The 17,631-nt window shown below is 32.4% G+C and carries 19 protein-coding genes and 1 riboswitch; of the genes, 6 read left to right on the forward strand and 13 right to left on the reverse strand.

Features of this window, described 5'->3' with window-relative positions:
• Nucleotides 1-182: 182 nt before the first annotated feature.
• On the reverse strand, nucleotides 183-1,502 hold the full coding sequence (gene lysA, locus ACFVRR_RS21780) for a diaminopimelate decarboxylase (RefSeq protein ID WP_387332593.1): 1,320 nt from the start codon (nucleotides 1,500-1,502) through the stop codon (nucleotides 183-185).
• Between the two features lie 135 nt (nucleotides 1,503-1,637).
• A riboswitch (Lysine riboswitch) is annotated at nucleotides 1,638-1,811 on the reverse strand.
• A 307-nt stretch (nucleotides 1,812-2,118) separates the two neighbouring features.
• Here lysA and ACFVRR_RS21785 point away from each other — a divergent pair.
• Nucleotides 2,119-3,057: a cation diffusion facilitator family transporter gene (locus ACFVRR_RS21785; protein ID WP_387332595.1), complete on the forward strand. Its 939-nt coding sequence runs from the start codon at nucleotides 2,119-2,121 to the stop codon at nucleotides 3,055-3,057.
• A gap of 67 nt (nucleotides 3,058-3,124) precedes the next feature.
• Here ACFVRR_RS21785 and ACFVRR_RS21790 read toward each other — a convergent pair whose 3' ends face one another.
• From ACFVRR_RS21790 to ACFVRR_RS21800, 3 genes are all read right to left on the reverse strand, one after another.
• On the reverse strand, nucleotides 3,125-3,781 hold the full coding sequence (locus ACFVRR_RS21790) for a VC0807 family protein (RefSeq protein WP_387332597.1): 657 nt from the start codon (nucleotides 3,779-3,781) through the stop codon (nucleotides 3,125-3,127).
• 228 nt (nucleotides 3,782-4,009) lie between these two features.
• Nucleotides 4,010-4,477, reverse strand: a complete 468-nt coding sequence (locus ACFVRR_RS21795) for a DinB family protein (protein WP_387332599.1) — start codon at nucleotides 4,475-4,477, stop codon at nucleotides 4,010-4,012.
• A 175-nt stretch (nucleotides 4,478-4,652) separates the two neighbouring features.
• Complete coding sequence (locus ACFVRR_RS21800) at nucleotides 4,653-5,039, reverse strand: DoxX family protein (RefSeq protein ID WP_097978520.1); 387 nt, start codon at nucleotides 5,037-5,039, stop codon at nucleotides 4,653-4,655.
• Between the two features lie 176 nt (nucleotides 5,040-5,215).
• Here ACFVRR_RS21800 and ACFVRR_RS21805 point away from each other — a divergent pair, with 176 nt between their 5' ends.
• Entirely contained in the window at nucleotides 5,216-5,860 is a 645-nt protein-coding gene (locus tag ACFVRR_RS21805; protein ID WP_387332601.1) for a TVP38/TMEM64 family protein, read from the forward strand.
• Nucleotides 5,861-5,971: 111 nt separating this feature from the next.
• The gene (locus ACFVRR_RS21810) at nucleotides 5,972-6,280 is read left to right on the forward strand and encodes a magnetosome magnetite crystal formation protein family (protein ID WP_069033916.1); all 309 of its coding nucleotides are present in this window, start codon (nucleotides 5,972-5,974) and stop codon (nucleotides 6,278-6,280) included.
• A gap of 106 nt (nucleotides 6,281-6,386) precedes the next feature.
• Here ACFVRR_RS21810 and ACFVRR_RS21815 read toward each other — a convergent pair whose 3' ends face one another.
• From ACFVRR_RS21815 to ACFVRR_RS21825, 3 genes are all read right to left on the reverse strand, one after another.
• Nucleotides 6,387-7,271, reverse strand: coding sequence for a TVP38/TMEM64 family protein (locus tag ACFVRR_RS21815; protein WP_387332604.1), 885 nt, complete (start codon nucleotides 7,269-7,271; stop codon nucleotides 6,387-6,389).
• Between the two features lie 297 nt (nucleotides 7,272-7,568).
• A complete protein-coding gene (locus tag ACFVRR_RS21820) occupies nucleotides 7,569-8,399 on the reverse strand; it encodes an aldo/keto reductase (protein WP_387332606.1) in 831 nt (276 codons plus the stop codon).
• A 39-nt stretch (nucleotides 8,400-8,438) separates the two neighbouring features.
• Nucleotides 8,439-9,641, reverse strand: a complete 1,203-nt coding sequence (locus ACFVRR_RS21825; protein ID WP_387332608.1) for an MFS transporter — start codon at nucleotides 9,639-9,641, stop codon at nucleotides 8,439-8,441.
• A gap of 423 nt (nucleotides 9,642-10,064) precedes the next feature.
• On the opposite strand from ACFVRR_RS21825, the gene ACFVRR_RS21830 reads away from it, so the two are divergent.
• Nucleotides 10,065-10,430, forward strand: a complete 366-nt coding sequence (locus tag ACFVRR_RS21830) for a winged helix-turn-helix transcriptional regulator (protein WP_387332610.1) — start codon at nucleotides 10,065-10,067, stop codon at nucleotides 10,428-10,430.
• A gap of 49 nt (nucleotides 10,431-10,479) precedes the next feature.
• Here the strand turns inward: ACFVRR_RS21830 and ACFVRR_RS21835 are convergent, their stop codons facing one another.
• Both ACFVRR_RS21835 and ACFVRR_RS21840 read right to left on the reverse strand, forming a co-directional pair.
• The gene (locus ACFVRR_RS21835; protein ID WP_387332612.1) at nucleotides 10,480-11,151 is read right to left on the reverse strand and encodes an META domain-containing protein; all 672 of its coding nucleotides are present in this window, start codon (nucleotides 11,149-11,151) and stop codon (nucleotides 10,480-10,482) included.
• A gap of 62 nt (nucleotides 11,152-11,213) precedes the next feature.
• The gene (locus ACFVRR_RS21840; RefSeq protein WP_387332614.1) at nucleotides 11,214-12,578 is read right to left on the reverse strand and encodes an alkaline phosphatase; all 1,365 of its coding nucleotides are present in this window, start codon (nucleotides 12,576-12,578) and stop codon (nucleotides 11,214-11,216) included.
• A gap of 332 nt (nucleotides 12,579-12,910) precedes the next feature.
• Between ACFVRR_RS21840 and ACFVRR_RS21845 the strand changes: the two genes are divergently transcribed.
• Together ACFVRR_RS21845 and ACFVRR_RS21850 are read left to right on the forward strand one after the other, a co-directional pair.
• The gene (locus ACFVRR_RS21845; protein WP_387332616.1) at nucleotides 12,911-13,453 is read left to right on the forward strand and encodes a copper resistance CopC family protein; all 543 of its coding nucleotides are present in this window, start codon (nucleotides 12,911-12,913) and stop codon (nucleotides 13,451-13,453) included.
• On the forward strand, nucleotides 13,450-14,529 hold the full coding sequence (locus ACFVRR_RS21850) for a copper resistance D family protein (protein ID WP_387332618.1): 1,080 nt from the start codon (nucleotides 13,450-13,452) through the stop codon (nucleotides 14,527-14,529). The genes ACFVRR_RS21845 and ACFVRR_RS21850 overlap by 4 nt, the downstream gene beginning before the upstream one ends.
• Nucleotides 14,530-14,585: 56 nt before the next feature.
• Here the strand turns inward: ACFVRR_RS21850 and ACFVRR_RS21855 are convergent, their stop codons facing one another.
• From ACFVRR_RS21855 to ACFVRR_RS21870, 4 genes are all read right to left on the reverse strand, one after another.
• A complete protein-coding gene (locus ACFVRR_RS21855; RefSeq protein WP_156339746.1) occupies nucleotides 14,586-14,750 on the reverse strand; it encodes a hypothetical protein in 165 nt (54 codons plus the stop codon).
• Nucleotides 14,751-14,840: 90 nt separating this feature from the next.
• Nucleotides 14,841-15,257: a methylglyoxal synthase gene (gene mgsA / locus ACFVRR_RS21860; RefSeq protein ID WP_097978524.1), complete on the reverse strand. Its 417-nt coding sequence runs from the start codon at nucleotides 15,255-15,257 to the stop codon at nucleotides 14,841-14,843.
• A gap of 153 nt (nucleotides 15,258-15,410) precedes the next feature.
• The gene (locus ACFVRR_RS21865) at nucleotides 15,411-16,820 is read right to left on the reverse strand and encodes a sensor histidine kinase (protein WP_387332619.1); all 1,410 of its coding nucleotides are present in this window, start codon (nucleotides 16,818-16,820) and stop codon (nucleotides 15,411-15,413) included.
• Entirely contained in the window at nucleotides 16,810-17,484 is a 675-nt protein-coding gene (locus ACFVRR_RS21870) for a response regulator transcription factor (RefSeq protein ID WP_387332641.1), read from the reverse strand. The genes ACFVRR_RS21865 and ACFVRR_RS21870 overlap by 11 nt, the downstream gene beginning before the upstream one ends.
• Between the last annotated feature and the right edge of the window lie 147 nt (nucleotides 17,485-17,631).

Consider the following 17,631-nt stretch of genomic DNA (forward strand, 5'->3'; position numbering starts at 1 on the left):
ATATTTATACCATAGATTCCCGAAGAGAGTCGCAATTGTTACAATATTGTAATATAAATGATAAATATGTCTTTATATGTCGATAAATTAACATCTTTTATTAAAGGAAACGAAATAAAACACTTCTATATTATATAGAAGTGTCAGTATTGATACAAATAACACAAAAACGTTAATTATATCTATCTACGAGAGTTTTCGATGTAAACTCTGTCATTTCTAACTAAATCTTCATATGTTTCACGACGGACTACTTCTCTTGAAACACCCTCTTTAACAAATACTACTGCTGGGCGACGGATACGGTTATAATTATTAGCCATTGAATAGCCATAAGCTCCAGTGCAAGATACAGCTAATACATCATTGTTTTGTACAACAGGTAAGTTACAATCCCAAATTAGCATGTCGCCACTCTCGCAGCATTTACCAGCAATCGATACAACTTCTTTATTCTCATCATTTGCTCGATTTGCAAGCATCGCTTCGTATTTTGATCCGTATAGTGCAGGACGAATATTATCAGTCATTCCCCCATCAACAGATACATATTTACGAATTGAAGGAAGAGTTTTTGTTGAACCAATCGTATAAAGTGTTGTTCCAGCTTCACCAACAATACTACGTCCAGGCTCTAACCATAATTCTGGTAATTTGTAGTCTAGCTCTTCACATTGTTGTTTAATAATAGTAGTAATTTTTTCTATATGTTTAGCAACAGCTAAAGGCTCATCTTCCGAAGTATAACGAATACCAAAGCCTCCACCTACATTTAATATTTCAGCTGTAAAACCTAAATCATTTTTAAGTCCATTTAAAAAGCTCATTAATACATTGATTGCATGAACAAATCCATCTGGTTCGAAAATTTGAGATCCTATATGTGAATGTACTCCTAATAATTTTAGGTTAGTTGATTTTAAAGAAACTTCCACTGCTTCATTAGCTTGACCAGACATAATATCGAATCCAAATTTAGAGTCTTCTTGACCAGTCATTACATATTCATGTGTATGTGCTTCAACACCTGGCGTAACACGTAATAAGATTGATACTTCTTCATTACGTTGTTCAGCTAAAGCCTGTAATACTTCTAGCTCAAAGAAATTATCGACTACAAAACAACCTATTTTTGCATTTAAAGCTTCTTCAATTTCTTCAATTGTTTTGTTGTTTCCGTGAAAGTGAATTTTCTCAGCTGGATAACCTGCTTGCAATGCTGTATATAACTCTCCACCAGAAACAACATCTAGACATAGACCTTCTCTTTCTATTAAGCGGGCTTGTTCAACACATAGAAACGCTTTACTCGCGTAAGCAACCTGATATTTCATTCCCGTTTCTCTTAAAGCTTCATGGAATTCCCTACATTTTGATTCAATTAATGCTTCGTCATAAATGTATAGAGGGGTACCGTAATTTTTTACTAAATCTACAGTATCACAACCTCCGATTTCTAAATGTCCTTCATTATTAATTCGACTATTACCATGTAAATACATTCGTATTCTCCCTTCAAATCAAATGTAAGATCATTCTAAGAAGCTTCCTTCAATGTATTAGTGTATTAAAAAAGACACATGAAGGATATGTTCATGTGCCTATCGCTTTTTAAAAAAGGACTTAGCCAATCACATCTCTTCAATAGCTCTTCACAAACACATGTGACAGTACTACATTTATTAAATGTAGTCCCAGAAATAAAATGTGTGGCAATTTATTTCTTCGGCATAGGATCCTTTCTCATTTCGTCATAGAACCCACAGTTCTCTAAAATGATACTCATATACAATGCAACCTCTACGAATAGACTGTTATTTTTTATATTAGTCTATGTATAACACAGTCTAAAAATAGATGTCAAACCATTTTTGAATAATATTGTCGATTTATATTCACTTCATACACACAGCTTTTCCTTTTCAAAATAATATCTATAATATAGAATATGTTTTATGCGAGAGAAAAGGTGATTCAAAAATGAAAAATCATTTCAAAAAATATAAATTAAATCTAAAAAAAACAAACCACTAACAAACTGTTAGTGGTTTTTCTTTTTTGTTGCCTTATTACAAAACTCTTAACTTAAGTAGAAAAAATTGGACAGGGGTGAATAGATTGCGTTCAAGCAAAATAGCTGTACTCTCAATATGTAGTAACTCATTCATCGTTTTATTAAAATTAATTGTCGGGATTTTTACTGGTTCCGTAGCAATTATCTCTGAAGCAATTCATTCTTTGTTGGACTTAGTTGCTTCAGTCATTGCCTTTTTCTCTGTAAGGATTTCAAACAGACCACCTGATAAGGAACATCCTTATGGTCATGGTAAGTTTGAAAACATTTCAGGTACAGTCGAAACCATCTTAATATTTGTAGCTGGTATTTGGATTATCATTGAATCTGTTGAAAAGCTACTTCATCCTACCCCAATTAAGATGCCAATTATCGGTGTAGTCGTCATGTTTATTGGAGCGTTAATCAATTGGAGAGTAGGAAAAATCGTTCAAAAAGTAGGAAATGATACTCATTCAGTTGCAATGCAATCAAACGCTTTGCATTTATTAACAGACGTTTATTCATCACTCGGAGTTGCAATAAGTTTAATTTTAGTCAGTCTTACTGGTTGGGAATTTCTCGATGCATTGATTGGAATTGGAATCGCAATTTATATAATGAAAGAATCAATCGAACTTGGACGTAAGTCGTTTACCCCCCTACTTGATACTGGGCTTTCGATAGATGAATTAAAACAAATCGAAAATGTATTATATTCTTTTAAATCCCAATTTATCGAATACCATGACTTACGCACGAGACGTTCTGGTGCTGAGGAGCATATAGATTTCCATTTAGTATTGCCATCTCACATGAGCATTGAAGAAGCCCATATACTATGTGACAAAATAGAAGAAGAAATAAAAAAGGTTTTAGTTGATCCAAAAGTATTAATACATGTCGAACCAGAAAATGAAAGAATACAAAAACTTGATTTCGTAAATACAGCATCTAGAGAAGAGCAGGAATTGCAAGGAGTAGGAAATTCATTAAAAGGATAAATGGACATTAGAAAACCCCACAAGGATTTTATAACTTGTGGGGTTCATTCTATTTTTAGGACATTTACTAAATAATAATTTCATCGGAGGGTTGCTCTGAATCGTCTCCTTTTAATTTTTGAGCTCTCATCGTAACCATTGCATAGCCGATCGCCATAATTATGCCAAAAACATATCCACCAATTGTAAAGATAATTGTACGTGAGTAATATGCTTTTAATCCATACGTATCAACCATCCACCATTGTGCAACAGCAAATACGATATCTTTAATAATCCATGCGACAAACAAGTACTGGAACACTTTGAATAGTGAAGGATGTTTATATAATTTTTTACTTTCTTCACGATCTTGTCCCTGTATTGCAGCAATATCAATCATAAAATAATATGGTAATGGCTTTTTCAAAGCCAATAAAACTAAAAATACAACTACAACACCAAAGTGATAATACACATTGTACAAAATTAAGTTTTTCGCAGAACCTAATGCCATTAGATCAACGGCAGTACTTACAGTTAATGTTGAGATAATAAATATACCTGTAACATTAAACTGTTTAGTATACCAAAAACGAAATAAAGTATATAAGATCCCTGGAACCGTTGGTAAGAGCATCGCCCAATAGTCACTAAAATAGTGTTGTAAAACTTTATATAAAACAAGCGGAAATACTAAATACAAAATTAGATCGTAAATAATTAAATTACTTTCTTTCTTCATTTATACAACCTCGTTTTTTTAGGCCTTTTTCGTCATAATCATTGCTAGTTAATATTATTATTAATGTTACTAAAAAACAAAAATCAATTAGAAAGTGCCATATTTTATTTTTTAATTACCACAATTTTCAAACTATCAAAATAACAAATTGTTAAACATGATTATAACAAAAAAATCTAGGAGCATAAACTCCTAGATTTAATGTGTGGACAAAAGTCAAAAATAACTCTACTGGCCAAGTGATCTTTTTAAACCGTTTACTAATCCTGCATGTAGCCCTTCATGGAAAATATTAAAGCTAATCATGTCTCGAACTGTCTTTATTTCAAAACTCCCTAGTTTCATCTCTTTTGAAATGATTTCATCTAAGCGCCCTTCATATGTAGAAATAACTTGTTCAACTTGCTTTTCTAATAAAGTAACAATTTCCTCATATGATGGTGGCTCCGCTTGCCAGTCACCTGGTTTAGTCCCACCCTTGAAAAATTCAATGAATTCCTTTTGAAGTTTCCCAGCATCAGCAGTGTTAGCATAAAGTAATTGCTCATATGCCCCTAGCACATGACCTGCATTCCAAAGAATATTATTATTGAATCCGGCTGGTATTACATCTACAGCTTCTTTTGAAACAGAACCAAGAACTTTCAATGTATAAACCCTTGTAAACCTAAGTTGTTCAAAAATAGCATCCGCCATCTTGATCCCTCCATATAATGTCATTACTGATATTATCGTATCACGAATGAGGGATATTTTTCTTAAAAAAGATGTTATCACGATAGAAACAGATGACTGTTTTTAACGATAATTAAGAAACAAAAAAAAGAGCCTCAATATGAGACTCCCTCCAGTACTATTAACTATCAATCCCTTAAAATAAAACCATTGATCCTGGACCAGTGAGCAATAACCCTACTGCAGCTGCAATAATTAATAGATTAAACTCAAATCCGTTCGAAGTATTCCAGAATCCATTCTTTATATGAACCTTTAATACTGCTACTGCCATCACTACTATTATCAACCATGCGCCTATTTCTGTATATACACCAGCCGCTACAAAGAATCCACCTACAATTTCTGCCGCTCCTGTTATAAAAGCAAAAAATGCTCCAGGTTTGATTCCAATCGACTCTAACCATTGTCCAGTTCCTTTAATACCGTAACCACCAAACCAACCAAATACTTTCTGCACCCCGTGACCTAATAAAATAATACCTAAAACAAGTCGAATAACTAATAGGCCTTCATCAAGCATATCTCCACCTCAATTCTCTTTAATTTGAGATATTTAGTGCATAATTATTTTTATTCATTTTTTGACATGTTTATGACCTTTATTATTAATTTTTAAAAAATGAATCAGTTTTCTTGTATTTGAGGAATAGAATACTATTACAGAAGATTTTCTAACTTAAAAGGAGAGCATACATCATGAAAAAAGTCGTTCCACTAACTGTAATCGGCTTTTGGATTTTAATGCTACTACTCGCCATTCGATATCATTTATTTCATTTATCATTGCAAGATATAAAACATTTTATTGCTAATTCTTCCATCAACCCAATGCTATTATTTGTCGCTATTTTCTGTGCAAGAATCTTTCTATTCATTCCTAGCTCTGTATTAATTGTAGTAGGTAGCTTGTTTTTTCACCCGTTTGAAACCATTCTCTTATCATTAATCGGAATGGCTATCACAGAAACAATTATTTACCTATTAAGTAGAAGTATATTAAGTGATTCGATCCAGCAATTCATGGAGAATAAATATCCCTCTCTATTTGAAGAGCTTATTTCGAACCGAAAGAGATACTTATTCTTAACAGTTGCAACTCCACTAGCTCCAACAGATGGTGCATGCTTTATCGCAGCCTCCACTAATATGAAATACTTGTCCTATATCGCAATAGTGCTTACTGGTAATATTCCAATTGCAGTTCTTTATACGTTATACGGAAATTTCTTGCTTGGCTCACCATGGATTACAATCTGTATTACTGCTACAATCTTAGCCGGATTTTTCATTTACATTTCTTTAAAAAAGAGACAAAAAAAGGATACACATTTCTCAGCCTAAACTTTTTCAACTAAGTATTTTAAAAAATTGTTAATAAATAAATCGATTTTTATAAATAAATTAAACTATACTAAGATTAATTAAAACTTTTTAAGAAATCGAGGTAAAAAGATGGAAACAAATAAGATTTTGTCGTCATTATGTTATTTTAGCGTATTCTTCGCACCTTTTTTATTCCCTATAATTGTTTATTTCGTTGCAAAGGATCAACAACTAAAATCGCATTCTAAACGAGCATTTTTTTCACATATACTCCCATTTCTAACGATTATTATTTTAGCGATTATTTCCCTTTTCACTTTTAATACTTTTGGTGACGGTGCAGGTTTTGCTCTTATCGGTGGATTTATATTAGCATTCATTGTTAATTTAATTGTCTTTATATGGAATATTGTTCAAGGTATTAAAGTATTGATGTAAATTCGTCATGTTTTCTACATTATTTCTCAGGAAATTTTCAATTTCGACAAACGCTTAATAAGTAAAAAGGCAATGTAATATTAAACCATTACATTGCCTTTTTTTATTATTCACTTTGTGTTACATAAGCTTCTTTTGAATTAGTTCGTTTAATTGATTTCTTAATCATTAATGATAAAGATAAGATGCAGGCAATTAAAATGGAGCTAGTTAAAGCTATTTGCGATGTTGTTAAAGAGAAAAATTTAGCCAAATAGACAGAGTATGAAAGTAGAGATGATGTAATTAATTTTGAAATCGAAGCAATTAAAAGAAACTTTTTGAAAGATACTTTACTAATTCCTGCCCCGACACAAATAATTTCATCAGGTAAAATCGGAATGATAAACATTAAAGTTAAAATAATTGTTTCATTTTTTTTGACATATTCCTGGTATTTTTTTAACTGTCTTTCTTTAACAAACTTTGAAACTAATTTAAGTCCACCTATTCTTGCTAAGAAATACATAATGACAATACCTAAAGTTGAACCTAAGAATCCAATTAACGCTCCTGTAAACGATCCGATTACAGCACTACCCGCAGGAATAGTAAGTGCTTCCGGTAAAGGTAAAATAATCGGTTGAAATAAACAGATTAAGAAAAATAATAACTTTGCAGTTGTAATATGATTGGTTAATATTCGCTCAACTCCGTACTTATCTACGAATACTAGAAATTGACTAGCATAAAATAGAATTCCAACTACTGATATACAAAGTAGTAAACTAATTAATGCTATCTTTGTAACCTTTAAAAACTTTTTATGATTCGATACAACTAGATAGAAATCTAGTAGCAGAATTCCCATGATTGCAAAAACAAATGATATTTTATAGATCGTTACAACAGTAGGTAAACTAGTGACTAATATTAAGATTGATATTGTAGCTAATACTATGTGTAACGTAATTTCTTTCATTGTATTAAACTGTTTATTTTCTTTCTTCAATGTTATCAACTCCTATACTACTGCTTGACCGTTCTTCAGTATTTTTCGTTACTCTAATCGTAACGATTTAATATACAGTTTAAAACGCACTTAAGTATTAAACTTAGTAAGTCTTAGGTCTTACATTAAGGAAGTTTTTTTAAAATGAATTTATATTCAAATATTCAACATTTAAGATAAAATGCCTCTATGGTTTTAGATAGAAAATAAATATTCTATGATATTCAAACGGCCTCATTCGATTAAATAAAAAAACGACTGTCATCTTTTTGACAGTTGTTTTGTTTTATTATTTAATTAAAAATCAAAATTGTCTGGGTCTGGACCAACACGGTGGTTTTGGTTCAGAGAGTTGATTTGGTTCATATCTTCTTCTGTTAGTTCAAAATCGAAAATATTTGCGTTTTCTTGAATACGATGTTCTTTGATTGATTTTGGTATGATCACTACACCGTTTTGTAAATGCCATCGTAATACAACTTGAGCAATTGATTTATTATGTTTGTTTGCTATTTGTAGTAATGTTTCATTTTCAAATAATTGTCCTTGCATTAATGGAGCCCATGCTTCTACTTGAATTGAGTTTGCTTTTAAAAATTCTCTTAGTTCAACTTGACTTAACATAGGATGTAACTCAACTTGATTGATCATAGGCATTATTTCAGCATTCGCCATTACTTCTTTCAAGTGATGAATTTGGAAGTTACTCATTCCAATTGCTTTTACTTTTCCATTTTTGTATAGTGTTTCTAGTGCTTTCCATGATTCAACATATTTACCTTCTACTGGCCAGTGGATTAAATATAGATCTAAATAATCAAGACCTAGTTTTTTCAAACTTAATTCGAAAGCATCGATAGTTGATTGGTAGCCTAGATCAGCATTCCATACCTTTGATGTAATAAATAAGTCTTCACGTTTAAGACCATTTTCTTCAAGAGCTTCTCTAATTCCTTGCCCTACACCTTCTTCATTTTGATAAATCGCTGCCGTATCGATACTACGGTACCCATTTCGTATTGCAGCTTTTACAGAATCAATTACGACTTGTCCATCTTCTACTTGGAAAACTCCTAACCCAATTACTGGCATTTCTAAACCATTATTTAATTTAACTAAATTATTCATTTTATTTCTCCCTTTTTTATATAATATTTTATTAAAAATTCACTTTTTCTTTTCTAAAGAAACACTCCAGATGCTTAACAGAACTGCTCCGAATACCATGATTCCACCAATCCATGGGGTATGAATCAACCCAATTGTATCTACGACTAAACCGCCAATAAACGCTCCAATTGCAATACCTACGTTGAATGCTGCAATATTTAGCGCTGATGCAATATCTACAGCAGAAGGAACATACTTCTCAGCTAATTTCACAACATAAATTTGTAGACCAGGTACATTCATAAAAGCAAGTAAGCCTAAGAAGAAAATCGTTACAATCCCTACTATTTTAAACGGTGCCGTAAACGATAGAATGATGAGAACAATGGCTTGAACAGCAAACATCCACGTTAGTGCTTTTAAAGGATTTTTATTTGCCGCTTTTCCACCAATCGTATTACCAAGTGCTACTGCAATTCCATAAACAAGTAAGATCATACTTACAGAGTTAGGAGCAAAGCCGGTGATTTTTTCAAGGATTGGTGACAAGTATGTGAATGCTACAAATGTACCTCCATATCCTAATGCTGTAATAGCAAATGCTAAAAGTAATGGTCCATTTTTTAAAACTTTCAGGTTATCACTTAATTTTGAAGCTGGCGGTTGTTTAATTGTTTTCGGAACTAATATTGCAATTGCTATAATTGCAATCACACCTAATAATGCCACAGCCCCAAAAGTAGATCTCCAACCAAAATGCTGACCAATAAATGTGCCTAATGGAACTCCTGTTACGGTTGCAACAGTTAAGCCCGTAAACATGAATGCAATCGCACTTGCACGTTTGTTTTCAGGAACTACATCCGCTGCAATTGTTGAACCGATTGAAAAGAACACCCCATGTGAAAATGAAGTAATGATTCGAGCAACTAACAATAGGCCAAAACTAGTCGAAAAGGCAGCAACGCTATTACCTACTATGAAAATAATCATTAAAAGCATTAATAACGTTTTTCGGCCAATCTTATTTGTTAATGCCGTTAAAATTGGTGCCCCAAAAGCAACACCCATCGCATATCCAGAAATTAATAATCCCGCTAATGTGATTGAAATTTTCAAATCACCAGCTAGAGTTGATAATAAACCAACGGGAACAAATTCAGTTGTTCCGATACCAAATGCACTAATGGCAAGAGCCATTAACGCGGGAGTGCCACTTTTTTTCTCTTGCACTTTAATCGAAGCAGCAGTCGAACTCATAAAATTCCTCCTTGTTATTTTTATAGTGAGTTTTATTATTAGTTTGAATACAAAGAGACATGGTGGCTGAATAAAGTCTCATTATCATTCAAAACATAATTGAAAAGAAATAATAAAAGATTAACATCTTCCTCTTTTCATTTAAGTAACAATGGAAAAAACACTTTTCGTAAAAATGTGTTAATCAATTAACTATTGTCATTATGAGCGATAGGATTGAGTAAAAGAAGTATGTACTTTGAAGTGATATAGTTACTTTTTAGTAACATTTAAGCGAATAAAGGTTTAAAACAGAGAACAATTTATAAAAAAGTTTTTTACCGAACTACAAACTACACAGTTTGCGTAGAGAATGTTATGATATTTGAATCATTAAAAATATGTTTCGTAGTTTTGATAAAAATGAAAGAAGGAGAGGAGAAAATGAAAAAATACAATATTCCAGTTGAAGCTTCATTAGATGTAATCGGTGGTAAATGGAAGGTTGTGATTCTTTGTCATTTGACAAAAGGTACAAAAAGAACTTCTCAATTAAAAAAATTAATGCCGAACATTACTCAAAAAATGTTAACTCAGCAGCTAAAGGAATTGCAGGAAGACAATATCGTTCACCGAAAAGTATTTAATCAGGTTCCGCCAAAAGTGGAATATTCCTTAACGGATTACGGATGGTCTTTAAAAGAAGTATTAGACTTACTATGCTCTTGGGGAGAAAATCATATTGAACATATGTATCCAGACAAAAGTGAAGTACTTCTTCCACAAGTTGAGGATGAGATTACCCTATAAAATAAAAAACTCCTTTTTCTATTTTAAGAAAGGAGTTTTTTTCTGCAATCTATTGAAAATCTACTTTTATTTTTTGTGCTTTCGCAATTACTTTATGTTGATCATCTAGTACATCACTTGTTGTTAACTCAATCCATTTCAAGCTAGGATCAGTATGATCGACTATAAATCCCATTGCACCTTGCTTTGAACTATTAGGATTGATTTCCCCACCTAAATATTCAATATAGAAGTCATCTTTGAATTCCTTTACTTCATTATTACTTGTCATTAAATGGGCAACTGGACCAAAGTGTAATTGTTTATTCGCGTGATTAATGATTTCTACCTCAACCTTAACGAATCGAAAACTTTCGTAGCTTTCTGTATAATAATGAAAATAATCCATTAAAGAATAGGTCGGTAAATTTTTAATCAGCTTAATCTGTTTAATTTTCATTTCGATTGGCCCAATTGTGTATGAATTATTTATTGAAGCAATGCCCTCTAAAGTAACTTCACCTTTGTCATCTTTCAGTGTTTGACCTTTAAGAAGTAAACTCGTATCATCTGAAACCTGTGGATTTGGCACATATACATCGTTTAATGACTTTGCTCGGCTTTTGGAGATTGTAGAGACATTGTTTACATTCTCTGCTGAAGCAGTTGTTTTCTCCTTCTGAACTAAGCTACATCCTGAAAGCATTAAAGAAAGTAAAATAAATGGAATCAATTTTTTCATAAAAATCCCCTTTCATCCTTAAATCCCGTTAAATGGGTCATTTAACGGGATTTATTTTTTACTTATTTACCATTCTTTAAAATACTAAAGATGTTTTTTGCTTGGTCAGTATTATCAATTTTCCCTGCAAATAGTTGGCTACCAGGGCCATAAGCATAAACATTTACGTCTTCACCTGTGTGACCACCTGTAGTCCAACCAGTTACTGAACGGTTATCAAAAATTGCTTCGATTGCATTATCAATCTCTAACATATTTTTTGACTCTGCCGCTTTTTTTACAGATTGAATTTCTTCAGGCTTCAATTCTAAGTTAATGTTCGATATTAATGTTTTTTCTACATCTGCGCCTTTACTAATTTGTTCTGCCATGAAATCAGGAGTACGTTTAGCTGCAGCAATCGGTGCGCCGTACCAATTATAATCACCTTTTGCCCCAATAGAATATCCGCCTGTTGAATGGTCTGCTGTTGCAACGACTAATGTATGCTTGTCCTTTTTAGCAAATTCAATTGCAGCTTTAAACGCTTTTTCAAAGTCATCCATTTCACTCATTGCTGCAACGATATCGTTATCATGACCAGCCCAATCAATTTGACTACCTTCTACCATTAAAAAGAATCCATCTTCATCTCTGCTTAATTTATCAATTGCTGTATTTGTCATATCGCCTAATGATGGCAATGAATCATCACGATCGATCATCTTTGGCATTCCACCAGGAGCAAATAAACCTAATACTTTATCGTTTTTATCTTTTTGCATTTGATTTTTATTCGTTACATAAGAGTATCCATCTTTTATAAATTGCTTTGTTAAATCACGATCTTCTCGTACAAAATTACTTAATCCGCCACCAAGCATGACATCTATTTTATGTCCACCTGTAATTAGTTCATCATAATAATCATCCGCAATAGCATTCATATTTTTACGACTTACATCATGCGCTCCATAAGACGCCGGTGTAGCATGGGTAATTTCTGAAGTAGCTACAAGCCCTGTTGCTTTTCCTTTTTCCTTTGCAGCCTCTAGTACTGTTTTTACTCTTGACCCATCATTATCTACACCTATTGCTGCATTATAGGTTTTAACCCCCGCTGACATAGCTGTTGCTGCTGCTGCAGAGTCAGTAATATTTTGCTTTGGATCCTCAGGATATGTCATTTGTTGGCCTACTAAATAATGATCGAATTCTGTTTGTTCAACTTCTTTTGTTTTTGGATCATCTTTTAAATAACGATAAGCAGTCGTGTATGAAACACCCATACCATCACCAATTAAAAAGATCACATTTCTAATTTCATTCTTGTTTGTTTCCTTAGCTTGTACAGTATGATTTGCAAATGAACCAATAAACGAACCAAATGCCATTGTTGAAAGCACTGCCACTGGAATTAACTTTTTCTTAAGTTTGTTTCTGAACATAAAAAATCCCCCTAAAGATTAAAGTTTCATTAGATTTAACCTCTTAATTTTAATGAAATTTTATTAATTTACTTTGGAGGTTCTGTAAATAGAGTATTAAGAATTGTTTTTAATAAATTAATTTTCTTAATTAAAACTAACTACTACTTTTTGATAGGATTACAAATATGTACCGACTAATTGCGTCTTCTTCACAAATACATCACATTTTTGAACTAAAATGTCTAATTGAATAGAGTGGTTAATTTAACAAAAATATTAATATTTCATAATTACAAGTTTTTACATTATATTAAATTAAGCACAAATTTTCACATAAGAAGGAGATTTATATGAAAAAAGGTTTATCAATCATTATTTTATTGCTATTTTTATTCCCAACTATGGCAAGTGCGCATACTAAGCTTGTTTCTTCTAATCCATCAAATGGGCAAATTATCACTAAACCAACTAAACAAATTACGCTTGAATTTGAAGAGGCTCTTGAACAATTAGGTACAATCAAATTATATAAAACTGGGTCTTCTACAGCTGTTACAAATGTTTCTATTAGAGGTAATAAATTAATTGCTGACCTACCAAATGGTTTAGAAAATGGTGATTATAAGATTGAATGGAAAGTAGTAAGTGAAGATGGTCATCCAATAACAGGTCAAATTCCTTTCAAAGTGCAATTAAAGCAAGCTGAAACTAAAACGACAACTGAAACTAAAACAACTGACAAAGTAGTTAAAGATCAAACGCCAGCTAAAGAAAAACAAAAAGAGGCTACTCCTAAAAAAGAAAGATCCAAATATCTTATTCCATTAATTGCAATCGGGCTATTTGGAATAGCGTTAATGGTTGGTGGAGTTGTTCTTTGGAATAGGAAATGAGTTATATCGTTCCGATCACGGAGTTCATAACATATATCCTTTATTCGATATTAGCAGGAAAGTTTGTATTAGATTTTGTACCGTCAGATAAAAAACCAACAATCAGTATTTCGAAAGGTACTGTTTATTTGGTTATTATCGGTATATTATTCTTTTCACTATTTCCTGCTATTCGAATTATTACTTTTTTCCTAGATGATGTTCATCTTAAAACAGCTATATATTCTGTATTCATAAAAACAGCTGTAGGTAATGCATGGGTTTACTCGAGTATGTTTGCCATTATGCTTGTCATTAATATTTATAGCGATGGCAAAAGGTTTTTTAATTTCTTTTGGTTATTCATGATGATTTTAAGTATCGGTTATGCAGGTCATATAACCTCTATGAATTTTTGGACGGGTTTTATCTTTCAAAGTAGTCATTTTCTAATGGTTTCTATTTGGAGTGGAATTCTATTTAATGTCACTTGGCTAGCTAAGGACACGAATAACTATGGTAGATTCTTGACATGGTATACACCTTTAGCCATCATATGTGTCGTTATTATTTTCATTAGTGGTCTAGTCTTAATGCTAGAAGTCGTCAAATTGAAAGACTATACGAATGCTTGGTTACTTCCTTATGGACAGATGTTAGTCTTAAAGCACATTAGCATTATTCCAGTATTGTTTTTTGCTTTTTTCAATGGTGTACTAATGAGGAAGTCCGCTGAAGGCACTACGAGTAATATTCGTAGTTGGTTAAAAGCAGAGTATATTACCATCATAATTGTGTTCTTTTTTACAGCTATTATGGGTACTAAATCTCCACCGCATAATATTAATTTAACTTTGCAAAATGAGGGTCCGTCTAAATGGATTGAATGGATTATGGGGATTGATATTACTTTATCTATTAGAATAGCTTTTACTTTTACGGTAGAAGGAACGATGTTAATGAGTATGTCGATCATCTTCCTAGTGTTATTAGTCATCAGTTTTATGAAAAAGACAAAAATCATGCTACCGATTGTATTTAGTCTTTGCTTTGTGATTACAATGTATCTTGGTCTAATGTATAGCGTATCGGTTTAGAAAAAAAGATTGTACTATGTATTTAAGTACAATCTTTTTTTCTTTATTATCTAGTTTTAACGTCCGTGTCTCCATTTAGTTGGCTTTCCTGATGAAGGACAGTTAGGGAATTTTTGTCCTGCTTGTAATTCAATATGTTCCCCGTCTTTATCAGTATAGTAGCCCGAAATCTTTACTGTTTCACCTGTATCATGTGTATGTCCAAATTCTTGATTATCCATCATAAACCTCCTTTTCAACTGAACTAGAATTACTTTTTCCTTCATCAAAGTTAATTATTCGATTACGACATCTTTTTTAGGATTTTTTGCTTATCTTTCTCGAATTTGTTTATCATGTACGATGTTTCTCCACTTTAAGTCCCCTCGCTCTAGACCATGAATTAAAATTTCTGCTGTACCCATGTTTGTTGCTAAAGGGATTGAGTAAACATCACATAAACGAATTAAAGCCAAAATATCTGGTTCATGAGGTTGTGCTGTAAGTGGATCACGAAAGAAGATAACAATATCCATCAAATTTTTAGCTATTAAGGCACCGATTTCCTGATCTCCCCCAAGCGGTCCAGAATTAAATCGATGTATTTTTAAATTTGTATTTTCCATTATTTTTGTTCCAGTTGTTCCTGTTGAATATAATTCATGTTTAGATAAAATAGATTCATATGCCATTGCAAAATTTACTAATTCTTTTTTCTTTTGATCGTGTGCAATGAAAGCAATTTTCAACGTCAACATTCCTCTCTTTTCGGAAAAATGGAGGATTTTATTTCGGCAATTGTTTGTAAAAACAATCTGAAACGACTCCATTCAAATTTAACCTTTTTATATTTTTTACTTCTTTGTATTGGTTATTCTACTCTTGCTTATGCCTTTTTACTATTATTTAGAAGTTGGAATCCGAATAGTAAACGTACTTCCTTTTCCCACTTCACTATTTACTTGAATAGTTCCATTATGAATTTCCACAATCCATTTTGCAATCGCCAAGCCTAAACCATGGCTACCGATTTGTCTAGATCTTGATTTATCAGATCGATAAAAACGATCAAATATTCGGGCATGGTCTTCCGGTTTAATCCCAATACCAGTATCTGTTACTTGGATACATAGTTCATTTTCTTTATCCGAAAGAACTAACTGAACCTCTCCTCCAATAGGCGTATACTTAATCCCATTATCTATTAATATATATAAGAGCTGTGATAACTTTTCAGAGTCTCCTTCAGCGATTACATTCTTTGGAGCAGTTAAGTTTAAATTGATTTGTTTGGATGCAGCTAACGGTTGTAGAGATACAATCGCCTTTTCTGCAATGGAACGAAATTCAAACTTCTCTAATTTAATTTCAACTTGATCTGAGTCTGAACGAGCTAAAGTTAATAATCCGCTGACTAAGTTTGTCATCCTTTTTACTTCGTCTTTCATATTAAATAAAAGTTTTCGAGAAAAATCATCTTTCTCTGTATCAATCGTCATTTCCATTGCATCAATCGACGATAATAAAACACTTAATGGTGTTCTTAATTCATGAGAAGCATCTGCAACAAATACGCGCTGTCGGTTAAATGATTTAAAGATAGGGATCATCGCTTTTTTTGACATAAAATAACTGATATATAGTGCAACCCCAGAAAATACGATTGTTAAGCCTACCAGTATAATGACAACAAATTTGAATAAATGGTAAATATCCGAAATATCTTTTCCAACATAGATTGTACCGATGATATTTCCCTTATAAAATAGTGGTTTACCTGAAACCATCAAACTAATCTCTTTTCGATTTGAAGGAACATGTATTTCATGGTCATGGAATTTTCTCATGTCCTTTTCAAACTCTTCATGTTCTAATTTAATTTTTAATTTTCGGGTTTCATTTCCTTTAGGAATCCAATCTTTTATTTGCCCAAACAGCCTAGACCTTATTTGTGGGATATCCTCCTGTCCCATTATTAATTCGCCATTTGGATTAACTACATAATAAAAAAATTGATCGACACCTGCTAAAACTACTTCTTGGTTATCGTCTTGGAGGTTTCCTTGTTGATTTTGAATCATATAGTTTTCGATAATCTTTGCTTCTTGAGTAGCCAATGATTCCACTGTACGTCTTTGATCATTCATTATGACTACATATAACACTGCAAAGACTATGATGATGAATATAATTAGAAAAAGCATAACAAGTCCGCTATATAGTATTGTTAGGCGATTTTGCGTGCGCTTAAAAACATCTCTTCCTCCGCGATTACGAAAATCACGTAAAGTAGAAATAAGATTAGTTATCAAATTTATATCCTACCCCTCTAATGCTTTGTAGCAAATCTTGTTTACCAAGCAAATCTAGTTTCTTTCGAAGAAGTTTAACAGTGGCATCAATCGTTTTCATTGCAACATCTGAATCAAAACCCCATACACGCTCCAAAATAATTTCACGAGGTAATACTTGCCCTTTATTTTGTATTAAAAAATCAACTAATTGAAATTCGCGAGGGCTTAATTGTATTTCAGTGTCTCCACCTCTGATTGATTGACTTGTACGATTTAGAATCATATCACTAATAAGAATTTCTTCCTCTAATATAGGAGCATAATTACGCCTAGAAAGTGCTCTTAATCGAGCTAGTAGTTCATCAATTTCAAAAGGTTTAACTAAATAATCATCAGCTCCTGAGTCCAGTCCTACAATGCGGTCTTCTAGGGCGTCTTTAGCTGTAAGGATTAAAATCGCTCCTGAATATCCTTCTTTGCGTAACCTATGACAAACTTCTATTCCTGTTCCACCTGGCATCATCCAATCTAATATTAATACATGATAATGGTTGTTCGTAGCGTAGTAGTAAGCTTCTTCTCCATCTGTAACCCATTCTACTTTATAACCTGCTTTTTTCTTTAACATATAACTGATTAGCTCACCAAGTTTCAAATCATCTTCAGCTACTAATATATTCATCATCAAAATTACTCCCTTGTTTTATATAAGTATCTCTATATTTTTCGGTTGTCTTCTTCATCTTTTCCATTTTCAAATCAATTATAAAAAAAAGGAAGCACCCGCTAACTAATACGGTGCTCCCCGATATTTCTTTTAGATCATGAA

The organism is Gottfriedia sp. NPDC057948, from assembly GCF_042887255.1.
Classification (GTDB): Bacteria; Bacillota; Bacilli; order Bacillales; family Bacillaceae_G; genus Gottfriedia.